Genomic DNA, 14,338 nt, shown 5'->3' with positions numbered 1-14,338 from the left:
CTTAGGCCCCTTTATTTTTTTCTATCCATTCTGTCAAAATCTTAGCTTTAGAGGCGCCGAGTAATTGTACTATCTCTTCCTCTGAGGCATTTTGAATTTTTTTAACGGATTTAAAGTGCTTGAGCAATTTCTCAAGTGTGCTTTCCCCGATCCCGGCTATTTCGATCAATTGGCTCTTAAATGCATTTTTACTCCTTACATTTCTGTGAAAAGTTATGGCAAATCGGTGTGCTTCGTCTCGAATGCGCTGAAGTAATTTTAAGCTTTCAGATTTTTTGTCAATATGAATCGGGTAGGAATCTCCAGGGAAATAGATTTCTTCCAATCTTTTGGCGATCCCGATAATTGGCATTTTGCCATAAATTCCCAACTCTTGAAGAGCTTCTACTGCTGAGGATAGTTGGCCTTTTCCTCCATCTATCACCACCAACTTTGGCAAGGGTTTTCCTTCCTCAATAAGCCTTTTGTACCGTCTCCCTACGATTTCCTTCATGCTGGCAAAGTCATTTGGACCTTCTACCGTTTTGATATGAAAATGCCGATATTCTTTCACCGCAGGTTTACCACTTAAAAAGCAAACCATGCTGGCAACAGGATTGGTACCTTGAATATTTGAGTTATCAAAACATTCGATATGATCGGGAACTTCCTGAAGGCTTAAATCTTGCTGAAGCTGTTTGATCACTCTGTCCTTTTTGTCCTGATTTAAACCAATGAGTAAAGCCTTTTCCTTTTTGTAATAAAGTGCATTTTTTAGCGATAGGTCAAGAAGTTTCTTTTTATCTCCAATCTTTGGTAGAGTCAAATTCAATCCTTCAATCGGGTTTTCCAACTCAATGTTGACTAGGACTTCTTCTGCATCGCTTTGGAATTGATCTTGGAGTCTGACAAGTACAGTAATTAACAATTCCTCCTCTGTTTCATCCAAGCGCTTTTTCAGCTCTACATTTTTGGAAGTGATCATGGCCCCGTTTTTCACTCGCATGTAGTTGACATAGGCAGTTTTCTCATCTGATACAAGTGTGCAGACATCAAGATTAGCAATGCTCGGATTGGTGATCAGCGATTTGGCTTGGTATTTTTCCAAAAGATCAAGTTTATCTTTCATCCGTTGGGCTTTTTCGAACTCCAAGTTTTCGGCAAAGGCCTGCATTTCCTGTTTGAAATAAGTTTTTGCTATACCCAGATTGCCTTTGAGGATGTGCTTAGCGTGCTCAAGATCTTTTAAATAGGCAGATTCCATTTGATTTCCCACACATGGACCTTGGCAATTTCCGATGTGGTATTCCAGGCAGACTTTGTACTTCCCTTCATTGATTTTAAGATAGGATAAGTCAAGATTGCAGGTTCGAATGGTGAATAACTCCCGGATAAGGTCAAGTACGTTATTCATCGCTTTGACGCTTGCAAAAGGTCCAAAGTAGGTTCCCCGCTTTGGGATCAGTTTTCTTGTGGGAAAAATTCTGGGAAAATTCTCTTTGGTAATCAAAAGGTAAGGGTAAGTCTTATCATCCCTCAAAAGGATATTGTACCTAGGTTGGATCTTTTTGATCAAATTATTTTCCAACAAAAGTGCATCCAATTCCGAATCTACCAGTGTAATTTCAATTCTTCGGATTTCTTTGACCATCCGCTTAGTCTTGAGATTTACTCCGGTATTTTTGTTGAAATAACTGCTGACACGCTTTTTAAGACTCTTGGCCTTACCTACATAGATGAGTTCATTTTCTTCGTTGAAATATTTGTAGACTCCTGGATGGTCAGGCAGAGTCAAGTGATCTTCTGGAAGAAATGAGGAGGATTGCATGAGGTGAAATTAAAAAAACAGCCCCAGATTAGGGCTGTTTTCATTCTTGGGATTATAATCGATTGATCATTAAAAGTCATTCTTTTTTGCGTCGTAATCAAAATCTGCAAACCGTTGACTTTCCTGTTCGTATTTGTCGCAATTGATCTCGATACTTAGTGGTCTTTCCGGTCTTGGAAATGGCCCTTTGGTATAACCTAGAGTTGGGTCTGCATAGACTTTTGCCATGTATTTGACCCAAATTGGTCTTGCTGTTCTTGATCCTTGCCCGGCTGTCCAGCTACGGAAGTGGATCGCACGGTCATCGCCACCGACCCAAGTGCCAGATACGAGATCTTTGCTGATTCCCATGTACCAGCCATCGGAAGCATTCTGAGTAGTTCCGGTTTTTCCTCCCAATTCATTTCCTTCTCTTAGTGTCCAGGGCACGCCTTGACTGGTGCCATCTTCTTCTTCGAAACCACCTCGGAGCATGTAAGTCATCAGGTAGGCATGCTCTTCACTCATCGCCGGTTTTTTTCTTGGTGTGAATTGCTGGATTACGTTCCCATTTTTGTCTTCAATTCGGTCGATGTAATAAGGCGTGGTGTGTTCTCCTTTGTTGACGAAGGTTCCGAATGCTCCCACCATTTCAAAAATTGAAACGTCATTTACCCCAAGTGCCAAAGAAGGAACCTCTTCCAAATCGCTTGTAATTCCTAGCCTTCGTGCAGTCTCAATGACAATTTTCGGGCTTAATTTTTTCATCATATAAGCCGTTACAGAGTTTACAGACTGAGCCATGGCTTTTCTGATGGTCATTTTTTCATATGAAAATTTTCCATCAGCATTGGATGGACTCCATGCAGGTTGGCCTGGGATATAGACCTCTACAGGCTGATCGATAACCGAATAGCAAGGGCTGTAGCCGTTTTCGATTGCAGCAGCATAGACAAAAGGTTTGAATGTAGAGCCAGGTTGTCTTTTTCCTTGCTTCACATGGTCAAATTTGAAATACTTGTGGTCCATTCCACCTACCCAAGCTTTGATATGGCCTGTGTGAGGATCCATGCTCATAAATCCTGCTTGAAGGAATTTTTTGTAATAACGCAGCGAATCCATGGTACTCATGAGTGTGTCTCTCTCTCCTTCCCAAGAAAAAATCCTCATTTTCTTCTTCTCGTTGAGCTTCATGTCAATGGAGTCAGTATTCTCTCCGTATCGCTGTTTGAGGAGTCGATATGCTTCTGTACGCTTTACAGTGGTTTCAATGAAGTTGGGTATGACTTGCCAGTTTTCATCTATCCATGGATCACGGTTACCCATTTCTTTATAAAATGCCTTTTGAAGATCAGCCATGTGCTCTTTCATGGCTTCCTCGGCATATCGCTGCATTCGGCTGTCTATGGTCACATAGATTTTCAATCCATCTCCAAAAAGGTCATAAGCAGAACCGTCGGATTTGAGTGTTTCTTTGGTCCATTTGATCAGGTCTGCTTTTACAATTTCTCTGAAGTAGGTTGCTAAACCCTGGTTTTGATTTTGGACCCGGTAATCAAGTTCGATTGGCAACTTGGATAGGGAGTCAAACTCCTCTTCGGTCAGCTTGTCGTTTTTGACCATTTGGTAAAGGACGGTGTTTCGTCTTCTTAGCGAATTTTCCGGATTGAACACAGGGCTGTAGTAAGTTGGAGCTTTAAATAATCCAACCAGCACTGCTGCTTCCTGTATGTTCAAGGTATCAGGTGTTTTATTGAAAAATGTTCTTGCCGCCGTTTTGATTCCGTAGGCATTCGAGCCAAATTCTGAGGTATTGAGGTAAAGTGTCAGGATCTCATTTTTAGTGTAGGCTTTTTCCAATTGGGTTGCTACGATCCACTCTTTGGTCTTGATGATCAGCATGCGCAATCCTGGCACGGAACTTAGGATTCCCTGACTTGCATCAGTTCGGGTTTTGAACAAGTTCTTTGCAGTTTGCTGGCTCAATGTAGATCCACCGCCGGCATCTTGACCCAGGAGAATAGATTTGACGAAAACGCGGATCATAGCCTGCAAGTCAATGCCCGAATGATCTTCAAAACGCTCGTCTTCAGTAGAGATCAAGGCATTCACCAAATTCGGAGAAAGCTCTTCGTAAGTAACAGGGCTCCTGTTTTCACGTGCATAAGTTCCCAAGAGCAATCCATCTGCAGAATAGAGCTCTGAAGCAAGTTCGCTGTCTGGATTTTCTAATGCTTTGAAGTCAGGAAGGGATCCAAACAGCCCCAAGAAATTGATGCTTACCATCCAGACAAAAAGAATAAATAGGACTAAGCCTCCTAAAAAGGCGATCCAGAGGTATTTGATAGTTTTACCGGCCCAGGAAGTAATGGTGGGTTTGGCAGCTTTAGACATAAGTTACAGATAAAGGGACCTGAAGAAAAGGAGATATTCTTCCAGATTTTTGGTTTTGTTCAGCGTTTGAAAATTCTCTATCGAGATGAAGAATGCCTTTGATTTAGCCTGTTGAGACAATCCAGTCGATTTAAACTCCTCAGAAAATTTCTTATAGTACTCAAGCGCTCTTTCCGAATTGCTGAAAGGGCTAATGATGTAAATGGAATTTTCCTGGTTCATGTTCATGTTTCCGGTGCGAAGTCTTGCATTGCTGAAAGCTTGCGCATGGAAATTCTCCAGATCTCCTAGCAAATTCTTGGCCGCTTCTACTTCTGAGGGAGTCAAAGCAATGACAAAAATATGGGTTTGCGACTCATTGACTTTATAAGGAGAATCGGCAGGCACTTCTGTTTTTTTCACATCAGCTATCGGTGCTGTCTCAAGCTGACTAGAGTCAGGCTGAGTGAATTTTTCTTCCTTCAAGGCCGCTAGCTCTTCCTGACTAAGTAGGGGTTGAAGCATTTTTTTTGCCAAATCTGTGAGCTCTAATTCTTTTGAGTTTTGAATAAACTCCTCCAATTTGGTTCGGAAGGCTATTCTGCTATCTAGTTTCCCGGTGACCATTGCATCGAGGAGGAGTAGCTTCTCTGTATTTCTGGTCAGTGGAAATTCGGCCAGCGTTGATCGGATTATTCCCTTGGCCGCTTCAAAATCCCCGCGGTAATAGGCATCATAGGCTTGTTCGTATCTTTTTGAAGATTCGAGGTAGGCCAAATTACCTGAAGCAGCATCGGGATTATTCACAGAATAGGTATACGGCGAGCTTGGGAATTCTCTGTTTAGCCTGTTTGCATAGAAGTCAGCATTACCGTTCAATTCCTTCTGACCCAAGTAAAGCATGTAGTAGGCTTCAGGCTTTTTGCTTGTGTTTGGATAGTTACGAATGAGCGTCTCCAGGTTGTCGATGCTCATTTTGGTTTCTTTCAGGTCAAAGTACAACAGCTTACCCAATTCAAAATAGGACTCTTCCATTTCTGAATTGGCAACCTGAAGCTGTTCAGGGGTGTTTGGGATCGCATTTAGCAAGCTTTCCACCGAAGGTAAACCTGCAAGGGCTGCATCTTCTTTTTGCGAAGCCGAATCCATTTTGGAAGCTTGGGGGCTTGTCTGACCTGAAGTCTGAAACAGTGCTGATCTCCTTCTCCAATTGTCCTGAAGCGGTCGATTTCCCCAAGTGCGGCTAAATTCAATGGTGCCCTGCTGCATGGCGGCTGAGTTGTCAAAGTAAAAGCTTGAACCGCTTGTTTTTCCGCTAAATGCCAAGAGGTTGTCAAAAATGCTGGTGTTTTTGGGTTGGTTTTTCAAAGCGGCCTCCTTGATCAGTCGCTCTTCTTCAGAAGCCAAAAATGCCTCTGCACGTTTTCGCTGCTCTTCTCCACCCAATGCTGCGAGGAAAATCAAGCTGTCATTTTTTTGCAATCGCTCAACGTGGAATACAAACTGATCCAAGGTCGCCTTTTGATCGTTGATCTTTGCAGCGATAGGATCTCCTTCTTTGATAAACGTCAGCGCACTGTCTAGGTAATATTTGGTAGCCCGGTAGTCCTTGAATTCGCTGAGATTGAGATCCGCCAGTTTTTGGTAGATGTACCCTTTGAGGCGAGGATTACTGCCGGGCTCTTTGGCGGCTTGATGTAGGAGTTTCAATGTGAGTGGAATGTCTCCCTGTTTTTCTTCAAAAAGTGCCTGTTCATATACCACCACATCTTTCAGATCTTTGTTTTTGGGATCCTTGTAGAGATCTTCGTAATAGTTTCTAACCTTCCGCAGGTCCTTAGATGCATTGAGTTCTGCGACTTGCTGTGCGTACAGGGTGGCATAAAAGCTTCTTTCATAAGGGGGATTGCCCTCCAATGATCTTTTATAGTAATCATAGGCAAGTGCATCCAAGCCTTCCCGTTGATAGCGTTGGGCAAGTATAAAATGGATTCGGGAAAGTTCCTTTTTGTCTTTAGCATAAGTAGTGGCGCGGTCTAATGCTCCAATCACACCACTTTGATCCGCTCTGCTTTCGTAGTAGTAGGCAAGTGTCTTAAACAACTCGTAGCGATTTTCTTCGCTGATTTCTGTTTCTTTGGAAAGGTAGTCAATGGTAAAGTTGGCGTCTTCGTACGTTTTCTGATCGATGTAAAGTCGCAGCAGGCTGATGAGCGCCTGATGCCTCAAGTCCTTGTCTTTGCTTTGACTGTTGACGTATCTGAAGGCATTTTTTGAGTCATCTACATGGGCTTGTAGGTAATCGATTTTTCCGATCAGAAAATAACTGTCATCGACCCATTTGGAGATTCGGTGCCAATCAATGGCTTTGGAGGAAAGTTCTCTTGCCGAATCCAGCATCGCCTTATTTTGTTGAATCGTGGCGGAGTCGATGGGAATAAACACAGGCAAGACCTGGGTGTAGTCCTCTTTGTAATTGTTCTCAACCTGGTTTTGAACCTCCCTGATCTTAACATCGGCCAGGTAATAGGCATTAAAATGAGCCGTTAGGTTATGAAAAGCCCTGTTGGTAAAGGTGTTGCGCTCGGAGGAGCATGCCCCCAAAAAAATGAGGAATCCTATTCCAAAAAGGATTGCATTTTTTCTCATTTCTGATGTTTACAGATTAAGGTACCAAAATAGGGCTTTTAGTGTACTTACCGAACGAATTACCGAAGGGATTATTTGAAGAGTGACAAAGATCGAAGATTCGATCAGCTTATATTTGAGAATGTCCTATTCAGAAAAGAAAAAAAAACAAACGCAACATGAGGCTCCTTCTTGGGCAAAGTACATGGGGCTTTCCTTCCAACTCTTTGCTGTCATAGGAGGAGGGACTGCCTTGGGCTGGTGGATTCAGGGAAAAAGTGCCATGAAATTCCCCGTTTGGTTGCTTCTCTTTTGCTTTGCCTCGATCGTTTTGGCTTTTTATCAGCTTTGGAAGAGCATCCAACAGGACCGTTAGACCATTTTGAAAAAAACGGGGTACTTTTGCATCAGTCAAAAACCACCTGCTTATGAAATTGCTCAGCAACTTCCACGTCAAGTTCCTCCTTGTGTCCGTTTTGATCGCAGGAACTATCTTGGTTTGCCAGAATTTTTTACCCCAAATCATCCACTCCAATATTTGGGGAATCTATGGTTTTGTTGTCGGGCTTTCTTATTTGGTCAGCGCATTTGCCTTGTGGCTTTACAAAAAGTCTCCAGAAAATTTTCTCCAAATCAAACTTCTCGGAATGGTAATTCGGATTCTGAGTTCCTTGGGCTTTATTGCCATTTTGGTGGTAATGGGCGTGGAAAATATTATTTTGTTTATCGCCAATTTCTTTATTCTTTTTTTGTTCTACCTGACTTTTGATATCTACACCTTTATTTCTAACTTGCGCCCGATTTCGAAGTAGCCCTCAAAAAAACGAGTTGATGACGCGCAAATTTCTGGTTCTAAGTCTTTTACTTTCAGCATTTTTGCTGAACTTTTCAGTTGCAACATTTGCGGCTGGTGCTGAGACTGAGGAAGGTAAAGAAGACCCGACAGGTTTTATCATGCACCACATCAAGGATTCGCATGAATGGCATTTTTTCAATATTGGCCATACTCACATTACCCTTCCTTTGCCGGTCATTACCTATGCCGCAGACCGTGGTTTGGAATTCTACAAGTCTTCTGATTTTCAAAATCCGGAGACACACAAGTTTGGCAAAGAATACGCGCACAACGGAATCTACATCGATGATCATGAGCACCTAGGACGTGTAGACGGGGGTGCTATCCTGGATTTCTCCCTGACCAAAAACGTGGCAATGATGCTCATTGTCATTGCACTTGTCCTCTATATGGCGCTATCTGCTGCAGGTCACTACAAAAAGCACGGTGCAGTAGCTCCGAAAGGCGCAGCCTCCTTGGTCGAGCCGATTGTGATTTTCGTCAGAGACGAGATTGCCCACAAAGCAATCGGTCCTAAGTACATGAAGTTTGTTCCCTATCTGTTGACACTTTTCTTCTTTATCTGGATTGGTAACCTCCTCGGTCTTCTTCCGGGTGCAGCCAACTTGACCGGAAATATCGCGGTGACCTTCACCTTGGCGATGTTGACTTTCATCATTGTCAATGTCAATGGCAATAAAGATTACTGGAAGCACGTGTTTGCCACTCCGGGTGTGCCAGTAGCCTTGTTGCCGATCATCGTGGTGGTGGAATTCATCGGGTTGTTTACCAAGCCATTTGCCTTGATGGTTCGTCTCTTTGTAGCGATCACGGCAGGTCACATTGTGATTTTGGCCTTCATTTCCCTAGTCTTCATTTTCGAATCTTACGCGATCGGGGTGGTATCCACGCTGATGGTGACCTTTATCAATATGATCGAATTGTTGGTAGCCACGATTCAGGCGTATGTGTTCACGCTGTTTACAGCGATGTACATTGGCGGTGCCGTGGCTGAGCACCATCATGACGATCACCATTAATTAGAAATTTCTTTGTTCAATTTATAAATCTAACGTTTATGTTAACTTCTATCTTGTTGTCTGCTGGATTGGCTCTTATGGGTGCTGGTATCGGTGCAGGAATTGTTGCGATTGGCGCAGGTCTTGGTATCGGTCGTATCGGTGGCCAGGCAATGGAATCTATCGCTCGTCAGCCTGAGGCTGCTGGTAAGGTTCAGACTGCCATGTTGATCATTGCAGCTTTGATCGAGGTAGTTTCCCTGTTTGCAGTAGTAGTTTGTCTACTTATTGCATTGAATGCAGGCGGTCTTACCTTCTAAGAACAAATGAATGGGGATTGGCGCTAGGCCAATCCCTTCCTTTTGAACAAAAACGAAATTAATCCTCCCTACCATGGATCTGATTATACCTAGTGCCGGTCTGGTTTTCTGGCAGCTTTTCGGCTTCTTAGCCCTGTTGTTTATCCTTATCAAGTTTGCTTGGAAGCCAATCTTGGCCTCTTTGGCGGAGCGTGAGGCAAGCATCGATAATGCCCTCAAAGCAGCCGAAAAAGCAAGAAACGAGATGGCTACATTGAAGGCTGAAAATGAAAAGCTCCTTCAAGATGCCCGAATCGAAAGAGATACCATCTTGAGAAAAGCTCAAGAGGCTTCTGCCAAAATGATCGAAGACGCTAAGACTGAAGCCGGTAAGCAAGGTGCGCTCATGATCGAGAATGCCAAAGCTGTCATCGAAACTGAAAAGAAGGCTGCCTTGACTGAGGTGAAAAATCAGGTGGCGATGCTTACCCTGGAAGTAACGGAGAAATTGCTCAGAAAGAACTTGTCTGATGACAAAGCACAGTCTGCGCTGGTAGATGAGTTTATCAAAGACCTAAAGCTTAACTAATCTCCTCCATGTCAAATCATAGAGTAGCATCCCGATATGCCAAATCTATTTTGGATCTGTCCATAGAGAAAGGACTACTGGAGGAGGTATTTGAAGATTTCAACGCGTTGGCTGCAATGGCCAAGGCAAACCGTGAACTTGGGCTAGCACTCAGCAATCCTGTATTGAGTTCAGATAAAAAGCTTAAAGTCCTTAAGGCTCTTTTTGCAAAAAAATCCAGTGCACTCACCATTCCCTTCTTTGAGATCGTATCCCGCAAAAACAGGGAGAATATCCTCGTAGACATTGCTAAGGAGTTTGTCGCACAGTACAATCTGTACAAGTCTATCCAAGTGGCTGAAGTCACTACCACCTCTCCGTTGACAGGGGCACAGCGCACCCAATTGGTAGAAGTTGTAAAGCAAATCAGCGGAATGAAAACCGTGCAGTTGGTAGAGAAAATCAATGCTGATCTGATCGGAGGTTTTATCCTGAAGGTCAATGACCGTCAGCTGGACGAATCCATCAGCAGCAAACTGAAAGCACTTCGCGTTCAGTTTTCTCAAAATCATTACGAAAAACAGTTTTAACGAATATATCTAATCGTATCATATCATGGCAGAAGTAAGACCTGATGAAGTTTCGGCCATCTTGAGAGAACAACTCTCCGGTGCCAGAACCGAAGCCGAACTAGAAGAAGTGGGTACAGTCCTCCAAGTGGGTGACGGTGTAGCCCGTATCTATGGACTTTCCAAGGCTCAGGCTGGTGAATTGCTGGAGTTTGACAATGGTCTCAAGGCCATGGTGCTTAACCTCGAAGAGGACAATGTGGGTGCAGTACTTTTTGGTGACTCCAAAGAAATCAAAGAAGGAGATACCGTAAAGCGTACCAAAAAGATCGCTTCGATCCAGGCGGGTGAAGGCATGCTTGGCCGTGTAGTGGATACCTTGGGTAACCCTATCGACGGGAAAGGACCTATCGCAGGCAACCTATACGAAATGCCTTTGGAGCGTAAAGCGCCGGGCGTAATCTACCGTCAGCCGGTAACTGAACCGCTTCAAACAGGTATCAAGTCTATTGATGCGATGATTCCAATCGGTCGTGGCCAGCGTGAATTGGTCATCGGTGACCGTCAGACGGGTAAGACTGCTGTGGTAATCGATACCATTCTGAACCAAAAAGAATTTTACGACAAAGGTGAGCCAGTATTCTGTATCTACGTGGCCGTAGGTCAAAAGGCTTCTACTGTGGCCGGTGTAGTTGCTGCTTTGGAAAAAGGCGGAGCCCTACCTTACACGGTAGTAGTTTCTGCTGCTGCTTCAGACCCTGCACCCATGCAGTTCTTTGCGCCATTTACCGGTGCTGCGATCGGTGAATTCTTCCGTGATACCGGCCGTCCTGCCTTGGTAGTTTATGATGACCTTTCTAAGCAGGCAGTAGCTTACCGTGAAGTGTCTCTGCTTTTGAGAAGACCTCCGGGACGTGAAGCTTATCCGGGTGACGTGTTCTACTTACACTCAAGATTGCTCGAAAGAGCTGCGAAAATCAATAAGTCTGATGCTATCGCGCAGCAGATGAATGATCTTCCTGAATCTATCCGTCCGTTGGTAAAAGGTGGTGGTTCGTTGACCGCTCTTCCAATCATCGAGACGCAAGCAGGTGACGTATCTGCTTATATCCCGACTAACGTGATCTCTATTACCGACGGTCAGATCTTCTTGGAGACCAACCTATTCAACTCCGGTATCCGTCCTGCGATCAACGTGGGTATCTCTGTATCCCGAGTAGGTGGTAACGCGCAGATCAAATCCATGAAGAAAGTGGCAGGTACCCTAAAGCTTGACCAAGCGCAGTTCCGTGAATTGGAAGCGTTTGCTAAGTTCGGTTCTGACCTTGATGCTTCTACCAAGCGTACCATCGAGAGAGGTCGTCGTAATCAGGAAATCCTGAAGCAGCCTCAGTACTCTCCGGTATCTGTTGCACATCAGGTAGCGATCATCTACGCTTCTACCAAGGGCTTGATGGATAGCGTGCCTGTAGAAAAGGCAAGAGCATTCGAGAAAGAATTCTACACCTTGTTGGATGCCTCTTATCCTGAAGCATTGCAGTTGATTCTCAAGGGAGACATCGACGGCGCAGGTAAGATTTTGGCAACTGCAGCTGCTGAACTCGCTCCTAAATACGCTAAGTAATTTGATTTCATTCCCCGTTGGGCTTCGGTCCGACGGGGTCATTATACCTGACAAAGCATTCGCTGATGGCTAATCTTAAGGAAGTAAAGCAAAGGATCAACTCGGTAATCTCCACGCAGCAGATTACGAAAGCCATGAAGATGGTTTCCGCTGCCAAGCTGAGAAGGGCACAGGACAAGATCGTACAGATGCGTCCTTATTCCCAAAAGTTGACCACCATTCTCAACAATGTCTCTGCAGCTAGTGAAGGTGCAGCGGATATTGCCTATGCTCAAAAGCGTGAAGGCAAAAAGGTGCTTTTGGTGCCTGTGACTTCAGACAAGGGACTTTGCGGTGCGTTCAATACCAACATCATCAAGGCCACCAATGCTGCCATCAAGGAGCAGTTTGTAGGTGCTGAGATCAGCATTCTTCCTTTGGGCAAAAAGTCCTACGAGTACTTCAAGAAGTCTTCTTACACCTTGATAGATGCTTACTACGGCGTGTATCATAACCTAACCTTTGATGTGGTAAAGGAAGCGGCGGAGTTTGCGATGAACGGATTCGTGGCAGGGGATTATGATCAGGTATTTTTGGTGTTCAACGAGTTTAAAAACGTAGCAACGCAGATCGTACGGACCGAGCAGTTTTTGCCGATGGCACCTCAAGAGTCCAACGAAGTAAAAGCTGCAGAGACTGACTATATCCTTGAACCTTCTCGTTCTTACATCATCGAAGAGTTGGTTCCTACGTCATTGAAGATTCAGTTCTACAAGGCCGTATTGGAAAGCAACGCCTCCGAGCATGGTGCGCGAATGACTGCAATGGACAAGGCGACTGAAAACGCCGGGGAATTGCTAAAAGAACTGAAACTAATGTACAACCGTACCCGTCAGGCGGCTATCACCAACGAGATCCTCGAGATCGTAGCTGGTGCCAATGCCCTTGCCGGTAAGTAACCAACAATAGATCCCAAATCAGGACCACAGCTCGAAAGGGTTGTGGTTTTTTTGTTTTTAAAATACTCCCGCAGATTACCACTGAAAAAGTCGCGGATTTTCGCAGATTCCGTCCATGGGATGAGTTACGACTCAAATGGTAACCTAAAAGCCATGACCCGAAGGAACGAGCGCACACCGGTGACCTACGATGTGGTAGATCAGCTGACCTTGGGTTTGTAGACTGTTTTTTTGGCTTGTGGTGCGCGTATTGTTTAGGCGCAGCGACTATCAGGGACTTGTTTTAGAATTTTTTTAACCTGGATTATGCATTAGAATTCGTAGCGAGAATTCAAAATGAAAGAAAATTAGGCACTTTGGAGATCGAGTCGTAGGACCGCTACGGTGAGATCGAAAAGTGAAGTGAAACGGCTGATTTTGACTTATTTTGGGCTCGTAGTAGATTTTCTAATGCCTATTTCAGGTTTAATATATCCCCTGAATCCATCGTTCAAAAAAGACATCATAGACTTGGTAATAGGGATTGCCTGTTGCATCGTGTTCTTTGTAGATCAGTTCTTTTTCCAAAAGAGCGTGCAGGGATTTGAGTACCGTAGCGCCACTTCCTAGCTGATAGGCACCGATAAAGTCCTTGGAGGTCGGGGCAGAGACGCGACCGCTTCTGGCTATTGCCACGGCGAGTTTCCATTGCTGTGTACTCAGCAGGGTGCGGTAATGAAGGAAGAAGGTTTCGCTTTCCTTCAGGATTTGTTGGGCACAAGTCTGCCAATCCTCTGCCGAGTACTCAGTCGCGGGCAATTGATACAGACGATTGCATAATAGCTGTACGTAGTAGGTGTGACACTTGGTCCATTCGAGGATTTGCTCTGCGGTTTGCTCGCTTAGCTTTTTTCCATGCGAAGCAAATTGGCCCACGATAAATTTCCGGTACTCCCAAACGTCTATTTTACCCAATTGGATAGGGCTGGCACTTCGGTAAAAAGGTCGGGAAGGATTAGAGAAAAGTTCGTTAAGAATCGATTGTTGACTTCCCGAAAACAGAAAGAACACGTTTTGCAGCTGTTGAATGGCTGCCCGAAGCCAAGCATCGGTGTTTTTTTCCGGATAGGAGTGAATTTGTTGAAACTCGTCGATAGCGATGACTACAGGGTTTTCCAATTGGGAAAGAAAGGTCAGGATATCAATTACGGGCCGTTCGGCCTGTGAGAGTTGAAAACTCACCTGAGGAATGCCGCTTAGCTGATCGAAGGAGATGATGGGTCGAAGTGTTTTCACAAATTCCCAAACCCGCTTTCCGATCTTGTCTTTTTCAGAGAAGTGCTGAAGCAAGGCTGTACCGATGGAGTTGAGGAGTTGGGATTCATTTTCTGTAGGCAGGATATCGAGGTAGATAAATTCCCAATTGCTTGGTAAGTAATGCCTCACATGCTGAATCAAGGCCGTTTTTCCAAGCCTTCTGATTCCCATCAGCAGGCAAGACTGCCCGTTTTGCAGGAATTGTGTGAGTTGTAGTGTCTCCTTTTCTCGGTTGCAAAAATATGCAGGGCCATAGTATCCCGAGGTGGGAAACGGATTCAGAGGTTTTTTGTATAGCATGGCCATGGCTTCTCTTTTGGTATCACTCAAAAGTAATTCACCAAAAGTGATTTACCAAAGGTAATTTACTAAAAGTTAATTGAGGGGAAGGTTAGATTAAACC

General features: G+C 44.4%; 12 protein-coding genes. 8 read left to right on the top strand and 4 right to left on the bottom strand.

What is annotated here, in order from left to right; all coding sequences use genetic code 11:
- Window position 1: 1 nt before the first annotated feature.
- The 3 genes from uvrC to porW all read right to left on the bottom strand — a co-directional run bounded on the left by uvrC (window position 2) and on the right by porW (window position 6,808).
- On the bottom strand, window positions 2-1,807 hold the full coding sequence (uvrC, locus tag ACFPIK_RS15970; protein WP_377917055.1) for an excinuclease ABC subunit UvrC: 1,806 nt from the start codon (window positions 1,805-1,807) through the stop codon (window positions 2-4).
- A gap of 69 nt (window positions 1,808-1,876) precedes the next feature.
- On the bottom strand, window positions 1,877-4,180 hold the full coding sequence (locus ACFPIK_RS15965; RefSeq protein ID WP_377917053.1) for a penicillin-binding protein 1A: 2,304 nt from the start codon (window positions 4,178-4,180) through the stop codon (window positions 1,877-1,879).
- A gap of 3 nt (window positions 4,181-4,183) precedes the next feature.
- A complete protein-coding gene (gene porW, locus ACFPIK_RS15960; RefSeq protein WP_377917051.1) occupies window positions 4,184-6,808 on the bottom strand; it encodes a type IX secretion system periplasmic lipoprotein PorW/SprE in 2,625 nt (874 codons plus the stop codon).
- A 121-nt stretch (window positions 6,809-6,929) separates the two neighbouring features.
- Between porW and ACFPIK_RS15955 the strand changes: the two genes are divergently transcribed.
- The 8 genes from ACFPIK_RS15955 to atpG all read left to right on the top strand — a co-directional run bounded on the left by ACFPIK_RS15955 (window position 6,930) and on the right by atpG (window position 12,639).
- Complete coding sequence (locus ACFPIK_RS15955) at window positions 6,930-7,163, top strand: AtpZ/AtpI family protein (RefSeq protein ID WP_377917049.1); 234 nt, start codon at window positions 6,930-6,932, stop codon at window positions 7,161-7,163.
- 52 nt (window positions 7,164-7,215) lie between these two features.
- Window positions 7,216-7,599 (top strand): hypothetical protein, encoded by a 384-nt coding sequence (locus ACFPIK_RS15950; RefSeq protein ID WP_377917047.1) that lies wholly within the window; start codon window positions 7,216-7,218, stop codon window positions 7,597-7,599.
- A gap of 19 nt (window positions 7,600-7,618) precedes the next feature.
- Window positions 7,619-8,662 (top strand): F0F1 ATP synthase subunit A, encoded by a 1,044-nt coding sequence (atpB, locus tag ACFPIK_RS15945; protein WP_377917045.1) that lies wholly within the window; start codon window positions 7,619-7,621, stop codon window positions 8,660-8,662.
- 38 nt (window positions 8,663-8,700) lie between these two features.
- Window positions 8,701-8,961 carry an ATP synthase F0 subunit C gene (gene atpE / locus ACFPIK_RS15940; protein ID WP_026955099.1) on the top strand — a complete coding sequence of 87 codons (261 nt, stop codon included), beginning with the start codon at window positions 8,701-8,703 and terminating at the stop codon, window positions 8,959-8,961.
- 73 nt (window positions 8,962-9,034) lie between these two features.
- Window positions 9,035-9,529: a F0F1 ATP synthase subunit B gene (locus ACFPIK_RS15935; RefSeq protein ID WP_377917043.1), complete on the top strand. Its 495-nt coding sequence runs from the start codon at window positions 9,035-9,037 to the stop codon at window positions 9,527-9,529.
- A gap of 8 nt (window positions 9,530-9,537) precedes the next feature.
- Window positions 9,538-10,098 carry an ATP synthase F1 subunit delta gene (gene atpH, locus ACFPIK_RS15930; protein ID WP_377917041.1) on the top strand — a complete coding sequence of 187 codons (561 nt, stop codon included), beginning with the start codon at window positions 9,538-9,540 and terminating at the stop codon, window positions 10,096-10,098.
- 25 nt (window positions 10,099-10,123) lie between these two features.
- Window positions 10,124-11,701: a F0F1 ATP synthase subunit alpha gene (gene atpA / locus ACFPIK_RS15925; protein WP_377917039.1), complete on the top strand. Its 1,578-nt coding sequence runs from the start codon at window positions 10,124-10,126 to the stop codon at window positions 11,699-11,701.
- A 65-nt stretch (window positions 11,702-11,766) separates the two neighbouring features.
- The gene (gene atpG / locus ACFPIK_RS15920) at window positions 11,767-12,639 is read left to right on the top strand and encodes an ATP synthase F1 subunit gamma (protein ID WP_377917037.1); all 873 of its coding nucleotides are present in this window, start codon (window positions 11,767-11,769) and stop codon (window positions 12,637-12,639) included.
- A 465-nt stretch (window positions 12,640-13,104) separates the two neighbouring features.
- Here the strand turns inward: atpG and ACFPIK_RS15915 are convergent, their stop codons facing one another.
- Window positions 13,105-14,265, bottom strand: a complete 1,161-nt coding sequence (locus tag ACFPIK_RS15915; protein ID WP_377917035.1) for an AAA family ATPase — start codon at window positions 14,263-14,265, stop codon at window positions 13,105-13,107.
- Window positions 14,266-14,338: the final 73 nt, after the last annotated feature.

Source organism: Algoriphagus aquatilis (assembly GCF_042657405.1).
GTDB classification, from domain to species: domain Bacteria; phylum Bacteroidota; class Bacteroidia; order Cytophagales; family Cyclobacteriaceae; genus Algoriphagus; species Algoriphagus aquatilis.
The sequence above is the reverse complement of the archived record's forward strand: the minus strand, read 5'-3'. Positions and strand labels throughout refer to the sequence as shown.

Excerpts from the sequence above, each read along its gene's own strand:
- uvrC (WP_377917055.1), bottom strand. The coding sequence starts at position 1,807 with ATGCAATCCTCCTCATTTCTTCCAGAAGATCACTTGACTCTGCCTGAC.
- ACFPIK_RS15965 (WP_377917053.1), bottom strand. The coding sequence starts at position 4,180 with ATGTCTAAAGCTGCCAAACCCACCATTACTTCCTGGGCCGGTAAAACT.
- porW (WP_377917051.1), bottom strand. The coding sequence starts at position 6,808 with ATGAGAAAAAATGCAATCCTTTTTGGAATAGGATTCCTCATTTTTTTG.
- ACFPIK_RS15955 (WP_377917049.1), top strand. The coding sequence starts at position 6,930 with ATGTCCTATTCAGAAAAGAAAAAAAAACAAACGCAACATGAGGCTCCT.
- ACFPIK_RS15950 (WP_377917047.1), top strand. The coding sequence starts at position 7,216 with ATGAAATTGCTCAGCAACTTCCACGTCAAGTTCCTCCTTGTGTCCGTT.
- atpB (WP_377917045.1), top strand. The coding sequence starts at position 7,619 with ATGACGCGCAAATTTCTGGTTCTAAGTCTTTTACTTTCAGCATTTTTG.
- atpE (WP_026955099.1), top strand. The coding sequence starts at position 8,701 with ATGTTAACTTCTATCTTGTTGTCTGCTGGATTGGCTCTTATGGGTGCT.
- ACFPIK_RS15935 (WP_377917043.1), top strand. The coding sequence starts at position 9,035 with ATGGATCTGATTATACCTAGTGCCGGTCTGGTTTTCTGGCAGCTTTTC.
- atpH (WP_377917041.1), top strand. The coding sequence starts at position 9,538 with ATGTCAAATCATAGAGTAGCATCCCGATATGCCAAATCTATTTTGGAT.
- atpA (WP_377917039.1), top strand. The coding sequence starts at position 10,124 with ATGGCAGAAGTAAGACCTGATGAAGTTTCGGCCATCTTGAGAGAACAA.
- atpG (WP_377917037.1), top strand. The coding sequence starts at position 11,767 with ATGGCTAATCTTAAGGAAGTAAAGCAAAGGATCAACTCGGTAATCTCC.